The following is an 18,314-nucleotide window of genomic DNA, read 5'->3' as shown; positions in this document are numbered from 1 at the left end:
GGGCCCGGCCCCGCCCGCCGCGCGGTGGGGGGCGGGGGCCGCGCCGAGCAGTTCGTACAACTCCTCCTCGCTCAGCGGCAGTACGTCAGGCAGCGGCCGTTCGAGGAGCCGGGCGAGCGGCGGCCAGACGCGGGCGGCGCGGCGCACGGCGAGGAGCGTGTCGACGCGGGCGCGCGGACCGAAGTGGTCGGCCCCCGCCCAGAGTTGGGCGGCGTCCGCGACGAGCGTGGGGTCGGCGAGGCTGTGCACCTGAACCACAGCTGCGGCTGCAACCACCGCCGCGGCCGCGCCCTCACCGCCACCGGAGGCTTCGCCATCGGCAGGTTCCGCCCTGTCGAACACCTCGTGCGCCCGCAGATCGAGCCGCAGCGACACCCGCACCCCGGCATCCATCCCGGCCGCCACCTCCGCAGCCCACTCCCGCGCGCCCGCCAGCCGCTGCGGCTCGCGCGCGGCGAAGGGCGCCCCGACGGCGTGAGCCGCGGCGGGCGTACGGGGCAGGGCGTCCACCACCGCGTCGACGAAGGCCCTGACCAGGGCGAGCGGCTCGGGCAGCAGGAGGGGCCTGCTGCCGGGCAGCGGTACGGCGTGCGCCTGTGCGGGCATGGCCGCGGCGATCGCCCGCAGCTGCGTGACGTCGGCCTCGTCAAGGGGTCCCGCCCGCCAGGCGTCGAGGTCGCCGCCGGTAAGACCGGGCAGCAGCCGCCCCCGCGCGGCCAGGTGCATCGCGTGCCGGGCGGCGGCGGTCCAGCAGGCGACGGCGGGGTGCGGGCGCAGTTGCGGGTACGGATGCGGGCGCAGGTGCGGGTGCACCGGCTCGGCCCGCAGGAGCAGCGGCAGCGCGTCCGCCACGGGCAGGATCAGCGCGGGAACGGTGCGGGTACGGACACCCTTGCCGTGTCGGCGTACGACGGGAATCTCACCCTCGACGGCACGGGACAGGACCGTGTCCGCACCGCGGGCCGGGAGCGCCTCATCAGCACTCCCGGCAGAAAGCCCCGCCCCCGCACCCGCCCCTGCGCCCGCACCCGCACCCCCGACCGGAAGCTCCCCCTCCGGCGCCCAGAACGCGATCCGCCCCTCCCTCGGCACCTCGGCCGGCAGAAAGACAGCGGCACAGGACCTCAGCAGCTCACGGGCCTCCGGGGGCACGAGAGCGTCGTCGGCGCCCGCGGCAGCGTCCCGCACCCGCACCGCCCTCACGTTCACCGCCTCGCTCACCGTCAGCCACCCGCACGTCATTCCCGAAAGCCACCCTAAGTCAGCAGGTCGACCACCTCGGGATGAACGCTGGTAGGAAACTTTCCTAACAATAGTTCGCCCCGCGTTATTGACGCGCACATGTCGTCTCGACAAGATGCCTGCGGAACGGTCCCCACACCGCTCACGGCCCCCACGCCGATCTAGGAGACGGACATGCCGCCCACCCCCCGCGCCATGAACACCCGTACAAGCAAGACCCGTACAAGCAAGACCCGCACAAGCAAGACCCGTGCAAAGAAGGCCCGTTGGGCCATCCCCCTCGCCACAGGCGCGTCGCTCGCGCTGGTCGGCGGGGTGCTGCTCTGGTCCCCGGCCGACGAGGCCGACGCCGCGCCGACCGGCAAGGACGCGAAGGCGGCGTTCACCGCGGTCGCCGCCGGCGACATCGCCGAACAGTGCACCGAGGACGACAGCGGCTGCGAGCACCCCAAGACCGCCGCGCTCGTCGAGAAGCTCAACCCGTCCTTCGTGATGACGATGGGCGACAACCAGTACGACGACGCCCGGCTGCGGGACTTCGAGAAGTACTACGACACCAGCTGGGGCGCCTTCAAGGACAAGACCCGCCCGACCCCGGGCAACCACGAGACGTACGACCCGGAAGGCGCGCTCGCCGGCTACAAGTCGTACTTCGGCGATGTGGCCTACCCCAAGGGCGAGAGCTACTACAGCTACGACCAGGACAACTGGCACTTCATCGCGCTCGACTCCAACAGCTTCGACGACGACGCGCAGATCGAGTGGCTCAAGGCCGACCTCGCCGCCAACTCCAAGAAGTGCGTGGCCGCTTACTGGCACCACCCGCTCTTCTCCTCCGGCGAGCACGGCAACGACCCGGTCAGCAGGCCGATCTGGAAGATCCTGTACGACAACAAGGCCGAGCTGGTGCTCAACGGCCACGACCACCACTACGAGCGGTTCGCCCCGCAGAACGCGGACGGCGAGGCCGACGAGAACGGCATCGTCGAGCTGCTCGGCGGCATGGGCGGCGCCAACCCGTACAAGATCGAGGAAGTGCAGCCCAACAGCGAGAAGCGGCTGACCGAGACCTTCGGCGTGGTGAAGCTGGACTTCACCGACACGGGCTTCTCCTGGGACCTCGTCGGCACGGACGGCGCGACGAAGGACAGCAGCCCGTCCTACGAGTGCCACTGAGCCGGCGGGATGTATCTGGCATCCACCGACGCGGTCGCGAAGGCCAAAGCCAAGGCCACAACTGAAGCCGAGCCCGAGGTCGCGGCGGAAGCCGAGGAGACAGCCGAGGGCAAGGCCAAGCGCGGCCGCGTCGCCGGGCCCGTCATCGCCCTCGGCGCGGTCAGCCTGGTCACCGACATCTCCTCCGAGATGGTCACGGCGGTCCTTCCGCTCTACTTCGTGCTCCAACTCGGGCTCTCTCCGCTCCAGTTCGGCTTCCTCGACGGCCTCTACAACGGCGTGACCGCCTTCGTGCGGCTCCTGGGCGGTTACGCCGCCGACCGCGGCGGACGGCACAAGCTCGTCGCGGGCGGCGGCTACGCGCTCTCCGCGCTCTCCCGGCTCGGCCTGCTCCTCGCGGGCGGCGCCACGGCCGGGATCGGCGCGGCGCTCGCGGCGGACCGCATCGGCAAGGGGGTGCGCACCGCGCCGCGCGACGCGCTGATCTCGCTCAGCAGCCCGCCGGACACCCTCGGCCGCGCCTTCGGCGTGCACCGGGCGATGGACACGACGGGCGCGCTGCTCGGCCCGCTCGCCGCGTTCGCGCTGCTGTGGGCGACGGCGGACGCGTACGACGCCGTGTTCGTGGTCAGCTTCTGCTTCGGGCTGCTCGGGGTCCTCATGCTGGTCGCGTTCGTACCGGGGCGGCACGACGCCACCCTTGTCGCCGCCACCCGGCGGGAGCCTCGGGAGCCTTCAACCACCAAGCGGGGCAGGGTCGTTGACCTCCTGCGCATCCCCGCGTTCCGGCGCGTCCTCGGCGCGGCGGCGCTGCTCGGCGCGGCCACCATCGGCGACGCCTTCCTGTATCTGCTGCTCCAGCGGCGGCTCGACTTCGCGGTCAGCTGGTTCCCGCTGCTGCCCCTGGGAGCCGCCGCCGTCTATCTGCTGCTCGCGGTGCCCGCGGGACGGCTCGCCGACCGTGTGGGCCGCCGCGTCCCGTTCCTGGCCGGGCACGCGGCACTGCTCGGCGGGTACGTCCTGCTGCTCTGCCCCACCGACGGCCTGCCCCTGCTCGTCGGCGTACTGCTGCTGCTCGGCATCTTCTACGCCGCCACCGACGGCGTCCTGATGGCGCTCGCCACGCCCGTGCTGCCGCGGGGACGCAGGGCGAGCGGCATGGCGGTACTCCAGACGGGCCAGGCCCTGACCCGCCTTGTCGCCGCGGCGGGCTTCGGCGCGGCGTGGACGCTGTGGGGCATCGGCCCCGCGCTGACCTGCGCGGTGCTCGCCCTCACGGTGGCGCTGGCGGGGGCGGCGCTGCTGCTTCCCCGCACCGGAAGCCTCCAGAACCCCGAAAGGCAGGCATGACCGCGCAACCACCCTCCCTGCGCGCCCGGATCATCGCCGTGTCCGTGGCGGCGGCCGTCCTCGCCACGGTCGCCGTCGTCTACACGCTGCACGCCGCCGGGCGCGCCCAACCGGCCGCCGCGGCATCGGAGTTCGCCCTCGACACCGGGCAGCTGTACTTCCGCAGCTCGGAGGCCGGTGCGGGCCGCGTCGCCCGCACCGCCCTGCCGTCCGGCAAGGGGCCGCGCACCACAGGCGGCCCCTCCTGCGAGCGGTTCTACGCCGCCGGTGGCACCGCCGTGTGCCTGCAACGCCGCTCGGGGATCCCGCCCAAGTCGTACGCCGTGGTCCTGGACGACAGGCTCAAGGAAAAGCGCCGTATCGCGCTCACCGGCATCCCCAACCGGGCCCGGGTCTCGGCATCGGGACGGATGCTGTCGTGGACGATGTTCGCGACCGGCGACTCCTACGCGGGCTCGTCCTTCTCCACCCGTACGTCGATCCTGGACACCCGCACCGGCTATCTCATCAAGAACATGGAGGAGATCCCCCTCACCCTCGACGGCCGCCGCTACCACTCCCCCGACGTCAACTACTGGGGCGTCACCTTCGCCAAGGACGACAACCGCTTCTACGCGACCGTCTCGACGAAGGGGAGGACGTACCTCGTCCAGGGCGACATGAAGAAGTGGGCGGCGCGCACCCTGCGGACCAACGTCGAATGCCCCTCCCTCTCCCCCGACAACACCCGCATCGCCTTCAAGAAGCGCGTACGGAAGGGCACTTCGGACCCGTGGCGCCTGTACGTGCTCGACCTGCGGACGATGCGCGAGCGCCCGCTTGCCGAGTCCCGCAACGTCGACGACCAGGCGGCCTGGCTCGACGACGACACCCTCGCGTACGCGCTTCCCGGCAAGGAGGGCCGCAAGCAGGACATCTGGACGACCCGGGCGGACGGCGAAGGAGAGCCGAACCTCCTGGTAGAGGGCGGGACTTCACCGTCCGCGGTGCGCTGACCCCGTACGCGGTCCGGGCGATCTCACGCCAGGAATCGGGCGACAGGCGCGACGAATCCCTCCGCGTCGTCGAGCCACGGAAAGTGCCCCGCGCCCGGCCGCACGACGAGCGTCGCGTCCGGGAACAGCGCGGCGACCTCCGCCACGGCGGCCGGCGGCGCGCCCAGGTCGAACTCCCCGGCGACCACCAGGACCGGCGCCCCGAACGCGGCGAGCGCCGCGCGCGTGGCCTCGGGCTCGAATGCGCCATCGGCGCCGAAGGCCTCGGTGACGGCCGGGTTCTGCTGGCCGGCCTCCGCCGCCTGATGCGCCTGCGCCGCCGCGTCCCAATTGCCGTACGAAAAAGGCGCGATGGCCTGCCAGCTGTCCGCCGTGGCGTTGCCGGACACGATGGCTTCGAGGGCCGCGAAGGCCTCCGGGAACCAGGGCTCGTCCTTGCGGAGCAGCGCGGTCTCGCGCCGGGTCGCACCGTCGATCGCCACGCCGACGGCCCTGGTGCTCGGCGTGACCAGGACGAGCCTGCCGACCCGCTCGGGGTGGCGGGCCGCGTACTGGACGGCGATGTTCGCGCCCGCACTGTGCCCGAGCAGATCGATGCGGTCGAGCCCGAGGTGCTCCCGCAGGGCCTCGACGTCGTCGACGAGCCGGTCGCACCGGCAGGACGCGAGATCCTGCGGCAGCGCGGACTCCCCCGTGCCCCGGATGTCCAACATGATCAATTGCCGGTGCGCGGACAGACCGCCGAGCTCACCGAGGTACGCGGAGTCCTGCGGACCGCCGGGCAGGCAGACGAGCGGGGCGCCGGCGTCGTCGCCGTACACGTGATGGGCGAGGTCCGTGCCGTCAGGGGCGGGGAAGAGGGGCATGGCGGCGATCTTTACAGCGCGGGGCCGACCGGGCAACCAAATAGCTCGCCCGCCCCCTCGGCGCCACCGAATTCGGATGCGTACGACCGTCCTGCTCCCGCACGATCAGGGGCATGACTCCCATCCACCGCACCACGGTCCCCACCCTCTTCCCGCCCCCCGGATACGCCCACGCCGCCGTCGTCGAGGCAGGCGCCCGCCTCGCCTTCATGGCGGGCTCCGTGCCGCTCGACCCCGAGGGGAACCTCGTCGGCGATGGCGACGTGCCCCGGCAGACCGCGCAGGTCATCGCCAACCTCGACGAGGCGCTGCGCGCGATCGGCAGTGATCTCTCCCAGGTGGTGGCCAGCACGGTGTACGTGGTCGGGGACGAACGCGGCGCACTGAGCGAGGCATGGGAGGTCGTCCGCGCCTCCGCCCTGCACGCGGGCCCGCACACCTCGACGCTCCTCGGCACCACGTGCCTCGGGTACCCCGGCCAGCTGGTGGAGATCACCGCCACGGCCGTGGTGCCGGAGGCCGCTGCCGGTCCCGGGGCGGCCCCCTGAGCGCTCCGCGGGGAGTGCGGTGATGAAGCCGCGGGCCGGTGAGGGCTGGTCGCGCAGTTCCCCGCGCCCCTTACGGGGCCGCGGCCGACCGCGCCACGCAGTCGAGGATCACCTGGCCAAGCGGGGTCGTGTATACGCCGGCGACGCGCAGCCCGCTGTCGGCCGCCAGGGCCGCGTACTCGTCGACGCTGCGTTCCCGGCCGCCCGCGAGGACCAGCATGCGCAGGTCCATCTCCGCGAAGGACGCCGGGTCGTCGGCGGACGTCTCGATGACGACGACCCGGCCGTGCTCCCCGGCCGCTTCGGCACACCGGCGCAGGACGGCACGGGCCTGCGTGTCGCCCCAGTCGTGCACCACTCCGCTGAGGATGTACACGTCCGAGCCGGCGGGCAGCGGGTCGAAGAAGCTCTGCCCGACGATCTCGCACCGGTCCGCGAGGCCGCGTGCGGCGAGGAACTCCCGGCCCCGCTCGGCGGTCTCGGGGAGGTCGAGCAGGGTGGCGCGCAGGCCCGGGTGGGTTGCGAGCACCTCGGACAGGAGCGCGCCGACGCCGCCGCCGACATCGGTCACGTGCCGGGCCGTGGACCAGTCGTAGCCTCCGGCCGCGTCCGCCACGAAGGCCGCGCCGGACGACATCGTGGCGTCGAAGGAGGCCGCCATGTCCGGATGCGCCGCCAGATAGGGCCAGAACGGGGCGCCGAAGACCTTCTCCCAGGCGGGCTCCCCGGTGCGGACGGTGTGCATCAGGCCGGTGAACGCCAGGTCCATCGTGCCGCCGAAACCGTCGAGGTCGAGCCAGCTCCGCAGCTGCGCCGGATGACCGGAACGCAGCAGCTCCGCGGTGCCGTTGAGCCCGAAGCGCCCGGGCTCCGGCTCGGTGAAGACGCCGTGGCACACCAGGTGGCGCAGCATCCGGCCGAGCGCGTCCTGATCGGTCCCCGAGCGCCCGGCGAGGTCGTCGATCTGCCCGGAGCCGTCGGCGATCAGATCGGCGATGCCCAGTGTGGCGGCCGTGCGCAGGGCCATGGGGGTGATCAGGTCCATCAGCGGCCCGGTGGTCCGCCAGGCCCGCAGCGCACTGTCGCCCTCGCTCTCCGGGTCCTGCGGGGCCGTCTCTGTCATGGTCGCCTCCCTGTCCCTCTTTGTCCGCGCACCTCGGAGCGCTCAGCTCTTGGCCCGGCTCGCGAGCCCCAGAGCGTACTGCGGCCACCACTCCCCGACCTGCGGCCCGCCCCGGCAGGTGCCGTCGGACTCTCCGGGGCGCTTGATCCACAGGTAGGCGTCGAGCGCGGCGTCGCCGGTGCCGGTGGTGGGCGGGGTGCCGAGGGCGCGGCCCGGCGGGTTGCACCAGGCCAAGTCGGAGCCGGTGTAGGGGCCGTTGCCGTTGCGGCTGCTGTCGACGACGAAGTGCTTGGCGCCGCCGATACCGGCCGCGAGGCGATGGCCGTACGCCGAACTGACCGCGTCGGTCTGGTAGTTGGACACGTTGAGCGCGAAGCCGTCGGCCCCGGCGATCCCGGCCTGCCGCAGCGGGGTGACCAGGCGCTGCTCGTCGGGGATCCAGCCGGCGTTGCCCGCGTCGAGATACACCTTGGTGTTCGGGCGGGCCTTGAGGCGGTCGACGGCGTGCGCGAGCAGCGCGTACCGCTCCTCGGCGTCGGCCATCGCACAGCCCGCCACCTCCTGCGCGACGGCATCCGGTTCGACGATCACGTACGCGGCACGGTCGCCGATCGCCGCCGCGAACTCCTCGATCCACAGCCGGTACTCCGCCGCGCTCGCCGCGCCGCCGTGCGAGTAGTCGCCGCAGTCGCGGTGCGGAATGTAGTACGCGACGAGTACGGGGACGCGTCCCGCTTCGGCCGCCGCCCCTGTGACCGTGCGGACCTGTTGCCCCGGCTGCTCGTCGTGCAGCCACACGGCCTGGGCGCGGCCGCCGATGCGGTCCATGAGCAGCGCTTGGGAGGTGTGGCCCTGGCGTCGCCACTCGGCCGCCTGGCGGGCGGCGGAGCTGTCCGGTTCCACCCAGAAGGCGGTGTCCTGCGGCACGGACCCGGACGCGCCGGATACTCCAGACACCCCGGAAGCCCCGGAAGTCACAGAAGCCCCGGGCGCCTCAGTGCACCCGCTCGCCGCCGCGCCGAGCAGCAGCGCGGCGGCCAGGAGCCCGGAGCGGACGGTACGGCGAAGGACGGCGCGGGGACGGGGACGGGCCCCGCCGGACCGGACGGTCGACTGCGACACCGGGCACCTCCAGTTGCTCGGCGCCGGACCTGCCCGGCGCGCTGCACGGAGTCTGGGGCCGTCCGGCCCGCGCAGGGCACTTTCCCCCGCCGGTCGCGCGACGGATCGTTCCCGAACATCACTCCGACGGCGGCGGCGCCCAAGTACGGCTCTTCGGGAGGGGTTTGGCATATCCGCCGATCCGGCTCGTGGTCAGGCCGAGCCCGACGAGCGACTCGGCCAGCTTCACGGCGGCGGCCACACCGTCGACCACCGGCATGTCGAGCGCGGCGCCGACCTTCTCCTGCAGCCCGGTCATCCCGGCGCAGCCGAGCACCAGGACCTCGGCCCCCGCGTCCCGCGCCCGCCCGGCGGCACCGAGGAAGGCGCGCAGGGTGGCCTCCTCGTCCCCCAGGTCGAGGACGCCGAGCCCGGTGCCGACGACGGCCGCGCAGTTCCGCGCGACGCCCGCCGTGTGCAGGCTGTCCTCGATCTGGCCGCGGGCCCGGTCGAGGGTGGTGACGACGCCGTACCGCCGCCCGAGCAGACAGGCCAGATGGGCGGCCGCCTCGGTGATGTCGACGACGGGCACGTCGAGCAGCTCCCGGGCGCCCTCGCGTCCGTGCTCACCGAAACCGGCCATGACCACGGCGTCGTACGAACCCTCGTGACCACGCAAGGTGTCGAGGACGGCGGCCGCCGAGAGATAGCTGTCGAGCCACCCCTCGGCGGACTCGGGGCCCCAGGCTGGGGTGAGCCCGGTGATCGTGGTGCCCGGGGCGGCCGCGTCCCGGGCGCCGCGCACGATCTCCTCGGTCATCGACCGCGTGGTGTTGCAGTTGGTGACGACGATGCGCACTTAGCCCTCCACCGCGGCCGGGGCCTCGGCGGACCCGACGGCCGAGGCGGTCCGCTCCGAGCGGCACAGCGCGCCGTACAGCAGCGCGGCGGTCGCGGTCCCGATGAACCACGAGTACGGGGCGACGTAGTCGAAGAACGGCACCAAGGCGCAGACCGCCGCGAAGCCCGCCGTCGGCAGGAAGGCCGCGAGCGCCTTGGGGTTGACGCCCTTCTTGTAGTAGTACGGCGATCCCGGCTCGGCCTTGAAGAGCGCCTCGGTGTCGATGCGGCCGCGCTTCACCCAGAAGTAGTCGACGGCGATGATGCCGAACAGCGGCCCGAGGAAGGCGCCGAGCCCCCCGAGGAAGTAGTTCACGACGGTCGGGTTGGAGTACAGGTTCCACGGCGTGACAAGGAGGGCGGCGACCGTGGAGATGAGTCCGCCGATCTTGAAGGTGATCTTCTGCGGCCAGACATTGGCCAGGTCGTACGCGGGCGAGACGAAGTTGGCGACGATGTTCACGCCCATCGTGGCGACGGCGAAGGTGAGCGCCCCGAAGATCAGCACCCAGGTGTTGCCGATCTCGGCGACGAGTTCGGCGGGATCGGTGATGGCCTTCCCGAAGACTTCCAGGCTCCCGGCCGTGACCACCACCGAAAGGATCACGAAGGCGGTCGAATTGATGGGCAGTCCCCAGAAGTTGCCGCGCTTGACGGTGCGGTAGTCGGGGGCGAAGCGCGAGAAGTCGCAGAAGTTGAGCATCAGCGTGCCGTAGGTGGCGAGGATGAGCCCGATGGCGCCGAACCACTGCCGCACCTGCTCGCCCGTGGAGACGGGGTTCGGGGTGCTGGTGAGCGAGATGGTCCAGCCGGCCTTCCAGAGGATCCACACGGCGAGGGCGATCATCACGACCCAGATGGCGGGCCCGCAGAAGTCCTGGAACTTCCGTACGGACTCCATGCCCTGGGTCATGATCAGCCCCTGCACCAGCCAGAGGGCGACGAAGGAACACCAGCCGAGCGGGTGCAGCCCGAGGAAGGAGCCCTCGGTCCACGACTCCAGGCCCGGGAAGGCGGCGATGAGCATCACGTTGACCGCGATGGAGGCCAGGTAGGTCTGGATTCCGTACCACATGATGGCGATCACGGCCCGGATGAGGGCGGGGATGTTGGCGCCCCAGACACCGAAGCTGATGCGGCTGACCACGGGGAACGGCACGCCGTGGCGCTGGCCGATGCGCCCCATCATGTTCATTCCGGCGTAGATCAGTACGAAGCCGACGAGCAGCGAGGTGAAGATCTGCCAGACGTTGAGCCCGAGCACCAACAGGCCTGCGGCGAAGGTGTAGTTGCCGAGGTTGTGGACGTCGGACATCCACAGGGCGAAGAGGTCGAAGACCTTCCACTTGCGTTCGGCGCTGGGGGCGAGGTCTTCGTTGGTGAGCCGGGGATCGGGGACGAAGTCGTGTGTCGCGCCGGGGGAGTCGGCGCGCTGGGCGAGGGACACGGGGCCTCCTGAGCTGGGGACGGAGGTGCGGCACTTTGGTATACCAAAGTTTGGTATACCAAAGTGCCGCCATACTCCCGCCCCCGGCGGCGCCCGGCAATGTCCGTACGGTTACGAATCGGTAAATCGATGCGGGGTTCGGCAATGATGGACACCATGACGACCGTGGAGCAGCCGCTGGGCGCCGTACGCGAACGCGTGCTCGCCGAGCTGCGGCAGGAGATCATCGCCGGACGCCTCGGCCCGGGCGACCGCCTGGTCGAACGCGAACTCGCCGACCGCCTGGGGGTGTCCAGGGTCCCGGTGCGCGAGGCGATCCGGGCGCTGGTCGCCGAGGGCTTCATCACCTTCGAGACGCCGCGCAGGACCGTGGTGCGCCGGCTGACCCGCACCGACGTCACCGAACTCTTCGAACTGCGCGAGGCGTTGGAGGTCTTCGCCGCGGGGCGCGCGGCGCAGCGGGCCACCGAGGAGGGCCTCGCGGAGCTTTCGGCCCTCCTCGACAGCGCGGCGGAGGCGACCCGCACGGCGGACGCCGAGGCGATCACGGACATCAACACCCGCTTCCACGACCGCATCCTGGCGATGGCGGGCAACAGCCTGCTGACGTCCGTCATGGAACCGGTCGACGGGCGGCTTCGGTGGATGACGCGGCGAAACGAGGAGTGGGCCCACCTGCTTGAGGAACACCGTGAGCTGTACGAGGCGGTGGCGTCGGGGGACGCGGAGCGCGCACGGGCGCATGCGCTGGTCCATGTGCGGACCAACTACCGCTCCACGGTGTGGCATCTCTTCGGCGAGGAGGCGGACTGACCCCGGACACGCTCAGCTCACCGCCGCCCCCAGCGCCACGAACCCGCAGATCAGCACGGCCAGCACGGCCAGCAGCGGCCACACGAACCGCAGGTACTTGTCGTAGCCGACCTTCGCGAGGGCGACGCCGCCGATGGTCACCGCCGTGGTCGGCACCCACAGGTTCATCCAGCCGCTGGCCGACTGCCAGGCCGTGACGACGACCGCGCGCGAGACCCCGGCGAAGTCGGCGAGCGGGGCGAGGATCGGCATGGCGAGGGTGGCGTGCCCGGAGGTGGAGGGGATCAGGAAGGCAAGCGGCAGGTTCACGATGAAGACGATGATCGCGAACAGGCCCGACGACGTGCCCTTCACCACCCCCTCGATCGAGTGCAGCACGGTGTCCGTGATCTTCGAGTTGTTCATGATCGTCGTGACGCCGCGGGCCAGCAGGATGACCAGGGCCGGCGAGACGAAGTCGGCAGCACCCTGGATGATCGTCGAGCTGAGCTTCTGCTCCCCCATCCGCGCGACGATCCCGACCAGGACCGCGGCGCACAGGAACAGGGCGGCCAACTGCGGGAAGGACCAGCCCAGTTCGAAGCCGTACGGTTCGGCGTCCGCGTCGCCGGTGAGCGCGCTCCGCCACGGCACCACCGAGAAGATCATGAAGGCGAAGACGAGCGCGGTCGCGATGAGCACCGCCTTGTGCAGACCGGTGAGCTCGGGCACCTCCGCCGCCCCCGCCGAGGCCTGCTCCTGGTCCCGGTCGCCGGGCAGGAACCCGGAGAGCGAGCGCTCCGGGCTGCGCTGGACGCGCCTGGCGTAGCGGATGACGTAGGCGACCGTCACGGCCGTCAGGACGATCCACATGGCGAAGCGCAGCACGATGCCGTCGCCGAGCGAGATGTCGGCGGCGGACGAGGCGACGCCCGTCGCGAAGGGGTTCACCGTCGAGCACAGGACGCCGACACCCGCGCCGAGGATGATCGCGCCGACGGCGGTCATGCGGTCGTAGCCGAGCGCGAGCATCAGCGGCACGATCAGGCCGTAGAAGCCCAGCGTCTCCTCCGCGAAGCCCTCGACCGTGCCGAGGACGGAGAAGACGACCATGACACCGGCGATGAGCAGCGCCCCGCGATCGCGCAGCCGGTGCGCGAGCCGCCCGATGCCACGGTCGAGCGCGCCGGTGGCGAAGACGACGGTGATGAAGGCGCCGATGGCGAGTACGAAGAGGAAGACCCCCGCGCTGCCGTACAGCGCGCCGACGTTGTCCGGCGCGACCAGCGAGGTCTTCTCGTCCTGGATGCCGTAGAGGCCGTTGACCGGGGCGAGGAAGAGATCGCCCAGCCGGTCGACGAACGACTGGCCGGAGTCGACCCGGTGGTAGGTGCCCTGGACGGGGGCGCCCGAGTCGTTGCGGTCGTACTGGCCGGAGGGGATGAGGAAGGCGAGCAGCCAGACGGCCACGGTGACGATCGCGAGGACCGTCAGCGCGCTGGGGAAGGTGAACTTCCCTTTCCCCGCGGGCTCTTCGGTACCCGGTTCGGGATCCGTACCGGTCGTGCTCACGCGGCGCCGCCTCCGGCCGGGAAGTCGGCGGCGTACTCACGGACGAAGGCGCACATCGCGACGACCGTGTTGCGCAGCTCGGAGAAGAGGACGCGCTCGTTCGGGGCGTGCAGATTGCACATGCTGTCCTGGGCGCCGAAGAGCAGCACCTCCGCGCCGGGAGCCGCCTTCGCCAGGCCGTTGACCAACGGGATGGAGCCGCCGGTCGCGACGGACGAGGCGTCCTCGCCCCAGGCCTCCTTGAGCGCGGCGCGCGCGGCACGGTAGGCGGGGCCGCCGGTGGCCGCCTCATAGCCGGGGCCGGTGTCGCCGGGCGTGACGGTGAGCGGGACCCCGAACGGCTTGAGCGAGCGCAGGTGGTCGACCAGCTTGGCCTGCGCCTCCTTCGGGTCCTGACGCGGGTGGAAGCGCAGGTTCAGCTTGGCCCTCGCGTACGGCACGACCGCCGATGCGGCGTGCTCCACGCCGGGCGCGTCCAGGCCGATGACGGTGATCGCGGGGCCGCTCCAGAGCCGCTCCCCCAGGCCGCCGCTGCCGACGAGCGGCACCCCGTCAAGCACCCCGGCGAGCTCACGGAACTCCTCCTCGGTGTAACTCGTGCCGCTCCACTCCGCACGCCGCAGCCCTTCCACGGCCACATCCCCGTGTACGTCGTGGAGCGTGGCGAGCGCCTTGAGGAGTACGACCAGGGCGTCGGGCGCCGCCCCGCCGAACTCCCCGCTGTGGCGCGGCTCTTCGAGGGTGCGCACCTCGACGATCACCTCGGAGGCGCCGCGCAGCGCGGTGGTGAGGGTGGGGGTGCCGGGCCGGAGATTGCCGAGGTCGGCGATGACCATGGCGTCGCAGGCGAACCGCTCCGGGTCGGTGGGCGGATAGGCGTCGAAGGCGCTGCCGTACTCCTCCTGCCCCTCGATGACGATCTTGATCCCGACGGGCGGCCGCCCCTCGTACGCGCGCAGCATCCCCAGGTGCGCGATCACATTGGACTTGTCGTCCGCGATGCCACGGGCCCGCAGCCCGCTCCCAGCCTCGTCGATGGGTGTCGGCTCGAAGGGCGGCGACTTCCACAGTCTCTGGTCGCCGGGCGGCTGGACGTCGTAGTGGCCGTAGAGCAGGACCGTGGGTGCGTCGGGGCTCGGCGGCGGGATCTCGCCGTAGATCACCGGCGCGGTGTTCGGCAGATCGAGCCGCTCGACGGTGGGCACCCCCGCACCCCGCAGCAGCTCGACGAGCAGATCGTGCGCCGCGAACACCGCCTCGGCCGGGAAGCCGGGGAAGGCGATCGACGGGATCGCGGCGAGCCGCTCGAGGTCGGCACGGAGCGTGTCCATCAGGTCGTCGACGGTGGCGGCGGTGTCTTCGGGCTTCATGGGCGGCACCCCTCGTTCTTCGTCCCGCTTTGCGGCGATCAGCCCGAATTATCGGACCTGGGGACGGGTGCTTCCCGGACGGCTCGCCGTGCGCCCGGCGATGCGGCCCTGCTGCCGCACCGGCCCTTGCCCGCCCGTTGCCCGGCCGTTGTCCCGGTCCCGTCCGCCGGACAGGGTCTAAAGTCGGGGCATGGCTTCGGAGACTTCGAGCGGCGGCGGCAAGGGCAACGGCGGCGCGGCGAGCGCGGGCGAGGGTTCCGTGCGCGTCGACGCCTGGATCTGGTCCGTACGCCTGGTCAAGACCCGCTCGATGGGCGCGGCGGCCTGCAAGGGCGGCCATGTACGGGTCAACGGCGAGCGTGTGAAGCCCGCTTACGGCGTGCGCGTGGGCGACGAGGTGCGGCTGCGCCACGCGGGCGGCCGGGAGCACGTCGTCGTGGTCAAGCGCGTCATCCGCAAACGCGTCGGCCCGCCGGTCGCCGTCGAGTGCTACGTCGACAACAGCCCTCCCCCGCCGCCCCGCGAGGCGGTCGCCCCCGCCGGCGTACGCGACCGGGGCACGGGCCGCCCCACGAAGCGCGACCGCCGCGACATGGAGCGGCTGCGGGGCCTGGAGGGCTGAGCGCTCCGCGGGAAGTGCGGTGATCAACCTGCGGGCCGGTGGGGGCTGGTCGCGCAGTTCCTCGCGCCCCTTTCGGGGCGCGGCCCCACTCGGTTACCCCGCCACCGCCCGCACCCAGATCCCGTCCTCCGTCAGGTACTTGTCCACCTTCAGGCCCGCCTCCGCCAGTGCCTCCTCGAACTGTTCCTTCGTCATGGGGCGGGCGAGGAACGTCTGGGTCCACTGGGCGTCCGGGAAGACGTACTCCGCGCGCACCCTGTTCACCCCGTCGCCCACCGGGTCCGCCGACACGATCCGTACGGTGTAGCCGCCCGGGTCGACCCGCTCCCTCGGCAGGTTCGTGTGGTAGTCCATGCCCTCCCGCTGGATCAGGATGCAGCCGTCGTCCGCCACATGCTTCCGGCAGGTCTCCAGCATGCCGTCCCGCACCGCCAGGTCGCCTTCGTGGACGAGGAACGAGCCGAGCATCACCACGTCGAACTTCTCGTCCAGGTCGAGCGACTCGATCGCGCTGCGCACCGTGCGGACCACACCGCCGGGTCCTTTGGTCCGGGCAAGCGCCTCGACCTTCTCCAGCATCTCGGCCGACTCGTCCACCGCCGTCACCCGGAAGCCCCGCTCGATCAGCGGCCGGGTCACCCGCCCCGCCCCGCTGCCCAGTTCCAGAATGTGCGCCCCGGCCGGCACCGCGGCCTCGATGACGTCCGGTTCGTCCCCGACGGTCAGGCGGGTGTACAGGTCCACCGCGCAGCCGTCCGGCGTGATCGCTCCGGGTCCCGTTCCCTCGTGTCCCTCACGCATCTCAGCAGTCATGACCCGTCAACGAAGCGTCCCGCAGGCCCGTTCCCCCCTTATGCTCCTGTCGCACCGGCTACAGCGGGAACCAGCCATGCCCGCCGTACCAATGACCTCCCGCCCGCAGATGGTCTCCCACGGCCCTCTCCACGCTGGTCCGGCGCGGCAGTTCGGCCACGGGCAGGCTCCGGTCGCCGAAGACGAAGGCTATGGGGCCGTCGTCGTCCGGCTCCTCCTCATATCCCCGCGCCGCGTGGAATCGCTCCTGGAAGCGGACGATGTTCGACTCCGCGGGCAGATACCTCTTCAGCTGTGGATCGAGCAGCCAGGAGTGGCAGACAGCTGTCTCATACCGTTCCTCCGGGAAGTGGCGCGCGAAGAACTCCCGCGCAAGCGCCAGCGACCGGTCGCATGCCTCCGGCGTCAACGGCCCCCGGAAATCGGCTATATGGACGCCCAGACAGGGATCACCCGGACCCGCCGAGTGCCCCGCGGCGGCGGCCGCCTCTCCCATGCGCGTACCGAGAACGGCACGCTCGAACTGCAGGCGGCCCAACTGGTAGAGCTCGCCCCGGAAATGCAGGCCGAGCCATCCCGGCGCCTTGAGGCCGCGCCCGCCGTGCGCCCTGCGGTGCACCGCCAGATGCCGGCCGAGGTCGGCGAGGGTGCGACGCGAGATGTCGTCGGGGATGCCGCGGGCGCGGTGATAGGCGCGGACCACGGGCAGCGCCGCCACAAACACGAACACGAAGAAGCAGCGTCCGAGCTCCCCCAACTCCTCGGGCAGCGCCGGGATCCGGGGCCCCGCTCCGGGCCTGCCCATGTCCCTTACGAGTGCCTCGACACAGCGGTCGAGCAGCCATCGCGCGTCGGGATCCTCGATGAGCCGTCCGCGCAGCGCGACCAGGCCGTTGATGTCCTCGTGCCCGACGGCCAGGTCGAGCAGGACCTCCGGCAGGTCGTCGGCGTCCGGGAGTACCGCGCCCGTCCGCGGCGCGCCCGCGCCATCGAGATCCTTCAGCCACGACGCGAGGCTCTCGTCCGTCCTCGCCCGGTCCCTCAGTACGTCCAGCACAGCCTTACCCCCGTTACAGCCGGCACAGCCTTACCCCCGTTCGGCGACGCCGGCGACGCGACGACGTCGGCGGCACATCTACGATCCTGCCGCCTCCGGCCCTTCCGGACCACCACCCACGGGTGGATCCTGGAGGGTGGAGAAGCAGGTGGAGAGAGGGTGGAGATGACCCTCATGATGCGTACAGGCAGTGAGCCGTTGACCGCGCGCAGTCCGCTGCGGATGCGTTTCTGGTTCAGCGTATGGGGCCTGGTCTGGGCGGTCTTCGGCACCGTCGTCTTCGCGCTCGTGGGACGCCCGCAGTGGGCGGCGGCGTGCGGCGTGCTGTTGCTGGTCGTCACCGTCGACATGGCGGTGGTGGTGCACCGCATCCACCAGGGGCCGCACTACCAGCCGGGCCGCGACATCCCGCCGTACGAGCCGCCGAGAACCGGCTAGCCGCCGCTGCTCCCGGCGCTGTTCTCACCGCTGCTCCCGCCGCCGTCGAAGCGGGCCGCCGCCAGATACTCCGGCTGCGGGTCGAGCGCCGCGGCGAGGCGGAAGTGCCGCCGGGCCTGGTCCGGCCTCGCGGCGCGCTCATAGGTGCGGGCGAGCGCGAAGTGGGCGAACGCGTTGTCCGGCTCACGCTCCAGGACGATGCTGAACTCCAGCTCGGCGGCGCGCAGTTGGGCGGCGGCGAAGAAGGCGCGGGCCCTCAGCAGCCGGGCTGCCGTGTTCTCGGGGTGGGCCGCGATGACCGTGTCGAGCAGCTTCACCGCGCCTCGGGGATCCCGCGCGGCAAGGAGCTGCTCCGCCGCACGGAAGTCGATGACATGGGTCTCCGGGGTGATTTCGGGCACGCGTGACTCCTTCCCTCGCTCCACTGTGTCAACGCCCGCCACGACGACGCCTATTCCGCCGATTCACACGGGTCCCAAACCGCAGAGCTCCGCCCTTTCAAGGCAGAGCTTCACAGCGCCACGACCACCAGTACCAGCCCCAGAACCAAGATCGCCGAACCCGCCGCCACAAAGCCCCGGTCGATGCCCCTGCGCTCATGCCCGAGCAGCACGGCCTCGCGGGGATCGTCGCTGTCGTACGCGATCCGCACGCGGTCACCCGCGACCAGCGGCCGCTTCCGGCTGCGTGGCACCGGCGACACCACCTCGACGACCCGCCCGTCCCCCGTCTCGAACTGCAGCAGCGGCCGCTCGGCGCCCGGCTGCACCGCCTTGACCAGGGCCCGCGTCACCTCGCCCGAAGCGATGATGTGCCGGGTGCGCCACAGGCCGTAGGCGCCGGCGAGCAGCGCGACCAGGCCGCCCAGAGCGGTGACCACCGCCAGTACGACCACTGCCCGG

18 protein-coding genes and 1 pseudogene are annotated in these 18,314 nt (G+C 71.8%); 7 read left to right on the top strand and 12 right to left on the bottom strand.

All coding sequences use genetic code 11. The features are described 5' to 3' along the window. A pseudogene (locus ACFWY6_RS08395) lies at window positions 1–1,242 on the bottom strand (hypothetical protein); the annotation flags it as partial. 174 nt (window positions 1,243–1,416) lie between these two features. On the opposite strand from ACFWY6_RS08395, the gene ACFWY6_RS08390 reads away from it, so the two are divergent. Genes ACFWY6_RS08390 through ACFWY6_RS08380 form a run of 3 tightly spaced genes read left to right on the top strand, consistent with a single transcriptional unit; the run spans window position 1,417 to window position 4,763 of the window. Beyond that, window positions 1,417–2,418 carry a metallophosphoesterase family protein gene (locus ACFWY6_RS08390; RefSeq protein ID WP_384687451.1) on the top strand — a complete coding sequence of 334 codons (1,002 nt, stop codon included), beginning with the start codon at window positions 1,417–1,419 and terminating at the stop codon, window positions 2,416–2,418. A gap of 9 nt (window positions 2,419–2,427) precedes the next feature. Further along, window positions 2,428–3,768: an MFS transporter gene (locus tag ACFWY6_RS08385; RefSeq protein ID WP_384687450.1), complete on the top strand. Its 1,341-nt coding sequence runs from the start codon at window positions 2,428–2,430 to the stop codon at window positions 3,766–3,768. Then, window positions 3,765–4,763 (top strand): TolB family protein, encoded by a 999-nt coding sequence (locus ACFWY6_RS08380; protein WP_384687449.1) that lies wholly within the window; start codon window positions 3,765–3,767, stop codon window positions 4,761–4,763. Before ACFWY6_RS08385 ends, ACFWY6_RS08380 begins: the two co-directional genes overlap by 4 nt. Window positions 4,764–4,786: 23 nt before the next feature. Here the strand turns inward: ACFWY6_RS08380 and ACFWY6_RS08375 are convergent, their stop codons facing one another. After that, window positions 4,787–5,629 (bottom strand): alpha/beta fold hydrolase, encoded by an 843-nt coding sequence (locus ACFWY6_RS08375; RefSeq protein ID WP_384687448.1) that lies wholly within the window; start codon window positions 5,627–5,629, stop codon window positions 4,787–4,789. 113 nt (window positions 5,630–5,742) lie between these two features. On the opposite strand from ACFWY6_RS08375, the gene ACFWY6_RS08370 reads away from it, so the two are divergent. Next, entirely contained in the window at window positions 5,743–6,177 is a 435-nt protein-coding gene (locus ACFWY6_RS08370) for a RidA family protein (RefSeq protein ID WP_384687447.1), read from the top strand. Between the two features lie 70 nt (window positions 6,178–6,247). Here the strand turns inward: ACFWY6_RS08370 and ACFWY6_RS08365 are convergent, their stop codons facing one another. The 4 genes from ACFWY6_RS08365 to ACFWY6_RS08350 all read right to left on the bottom strand — a co-directional run bounded on the left by ACFWY6_RS08365 (window position 6,248) and on the right by ACFWY6_RS08350 (window position 10,748). Beyond that, window positions 6,248–7,300, bottom strand: coding sequence for a methyltransferase (locus ACFWY6_RS08365; RefSeq protein WP_384687446.1), 1,053 nt, complete (start codon window positions 7,298–7,300; stop codon window positions 6,248–6,250). A gap of 42 nt (window positions 7,301–7,342) precedes the next feature. Then, window positions 7,343–8,341: a glycoside hydrolase family 6 protein gene (locus ACFWY6_RS08360; RefSeq protein ID WP_384687460.1), complete on the bottom strand. Its 999-nt coding sequence runs from the start codon at window positions 8,339–8,341 to the stop codon at window positions 7,343–7,345. A gap of 199 nt (window positions 8,342–8,540) precedes the next feature. After that, window positions 8,541–9,260, bottom strand: a complete 720-nt coding sequence (locus ACFWY6_RS08355; protein ID WP_384687445.1) for an aspartate/glutamate racemase family protein — start codon at window positions 9,258–9,260, stop codon at window positions 8,541–8,543. Beyond that, window positions 9,261–10,748, bottom strand: coding sequence for an NCS1 family nucleobase:cation symporter-1 (locus tag ACFWY6_RS08350; protein ID WP_384687444.1), 1,488 nt, complete (start codon window positions 10,746–10,748; stop codon window positions 9,261–9,263). Window positions 10,749–10,904: 156 nt separating this feature from the next. On the opposite strand from ACFWY6_RS08350, the gene ACFWY6_RS08345 reads away from it, so the two are divergent. Further along, window positions 10,905–11,561 carry a GntR family transcriptional regulator gene (locus ACFWY6_RS08345; protein WP_384687443.1) on the top strand — a complete coding sequence of 219 codons (657 nt, stop codon included), beginning with the start codon at window positions 10,905–10,907 and terminating at the stop codon, window positions 11,559–11,561. A 12-nt stretch (window positions 11,562–11,573) separates the two neighbouring features. On the opposite strand, the gene ACFWY6_RS08340 is transcribed toward ACFWY6_RS08345, so the two are convergent. Beyond that, entirely contained in the window at window positions 11,574–13,112 is a 1,539-nt protein-coding gene (locus ACFWY6_RS08340; RefSeq protein ID WP_384687442.1) for a YfcC family protein, read from the bottom strand. After that, window positions 13,109–14,482 (bottom strand): M20/M25/M40 family metallo-hydrolase, encoded by a 1,374-nt coding sequence (locus ACFWY6_RS08335; RefSeq protein WP_384687441.1) that lies wholly within the window; start codon window positions 14,480–14,482, stop codon window positions 13,109–13,111. The genes ACFWY6_RS08340 and ACFWY6_RS08335 overlap by 4 nt, the downstream gene beginning before the upstream one ends. Before the next feature lie 190 nt (window positions 14,483–14,672). On the opposite strand from ACFWY6_RS08335, the gene ACFWY6_RS08330 reads away from it, so the two are divergent. Continuing rightward, the gene (locus ACFWY6_RS08330; protein ID WP_384687440.1) at window positions 14,673–15,104 is read left to right on the top strand and encodes an RNA-binding S4 domain-containing protein; all 432 of its coding nucleotides are present in this window, start codon (window positions 14,673–14,675) and stop codon (window positions 15,102–15,104) included. Between the two features lie 93 nt (window positions 15,105–15,197). On the opposite strand, the gene ACFWY6_RS08325 is transcribed toward ACFWY6_RS08330, so the two are convergent. Next, window positions 15,198–15,905, bottom strand: coding sequence for a class I SAM-dependent methyltransferase (locus tag ACFWY6_RS08325; RefSeq protein WP_384687459.1), 708 nt, complete (start codon window positions 15,903–15,905; stop codon window positions 15,198–15,200). Window positions 15,906–15,975: 70 nt separating this feature from the next. After that, complete coding sequence (locus ACFWY6_RS08320) at window positions 15,976–16,920, bottom strand: acyltransferase domain-containing protein (protein WP_384687458.1); 945 nt, start codon at window positions 16,918–16,920, stop codon at window positions 15,976–15,978. 219 nt (window positions 16,921–17,139) lie between these two features. Here ACFWY6_RS08320 and ACFWY6_RS08315 point away from each other — a divergent pair, with 219 nt between their 5' ends. Continuing rightward, window positions 17,140–17,412, top strand: a complete 273-nt coding sequence (locus ACFWY6_RS08315) for a DUF6343 family protein (RefSeq protein ID WP_266869865.1) — start codon at window positions 17,140–17,142, stop codon at window positions 17,410–17,412. Here the strand turns inward: ACFWY6_RS08315 and ACFWY6_RS08310 are convergent. Together ACFWY6_RS08310 and ACFWY6_RS08305 are read right to left on the bottom strand one after the other, a co-directional pair. Then, window positions 17,409–17,813, bottom strand: coding sequence for a tetratricopeptide repeat protein (locus ACFWY6_RS08310; protein WP_384687439.1), 405 nt, complete (start codon window positions 17,811–17,813; stop codon window positions 17,409–17,411). The two genes, ACFWY6_RS08315 and ACFWY6_RS08310, sit on opposite strands and share 4 nt — an antisense overlap. 110 nt (window positions 17,814–17,923) lie before the next feature. Continuing rightward, window positions 17,924–18,307, bottom strand: a complete 384-nt coding sequence (locus ACFWY6_RS08305; RefSeq protein WP_384687438.1) for a DUF3592 domain-containing protein — start codon at window positions 18,305–18,307, stop codon at window positions 17,924–17,926. Window positions 18,308–18,314: the final 7 nt, after the last annotated feature.

It is taken from the genome of Streptomyces sp. NPDC059037 (assembly GCF_042740015.1).
GTDB lineage: Bacteria > Actinomycetota > Actinomycetes > Streptomycetales > Streptomycetaceae > Streptomyces.
This window is presented reverse-complemented; position numbering and strand designations above follow the sequence as displayed.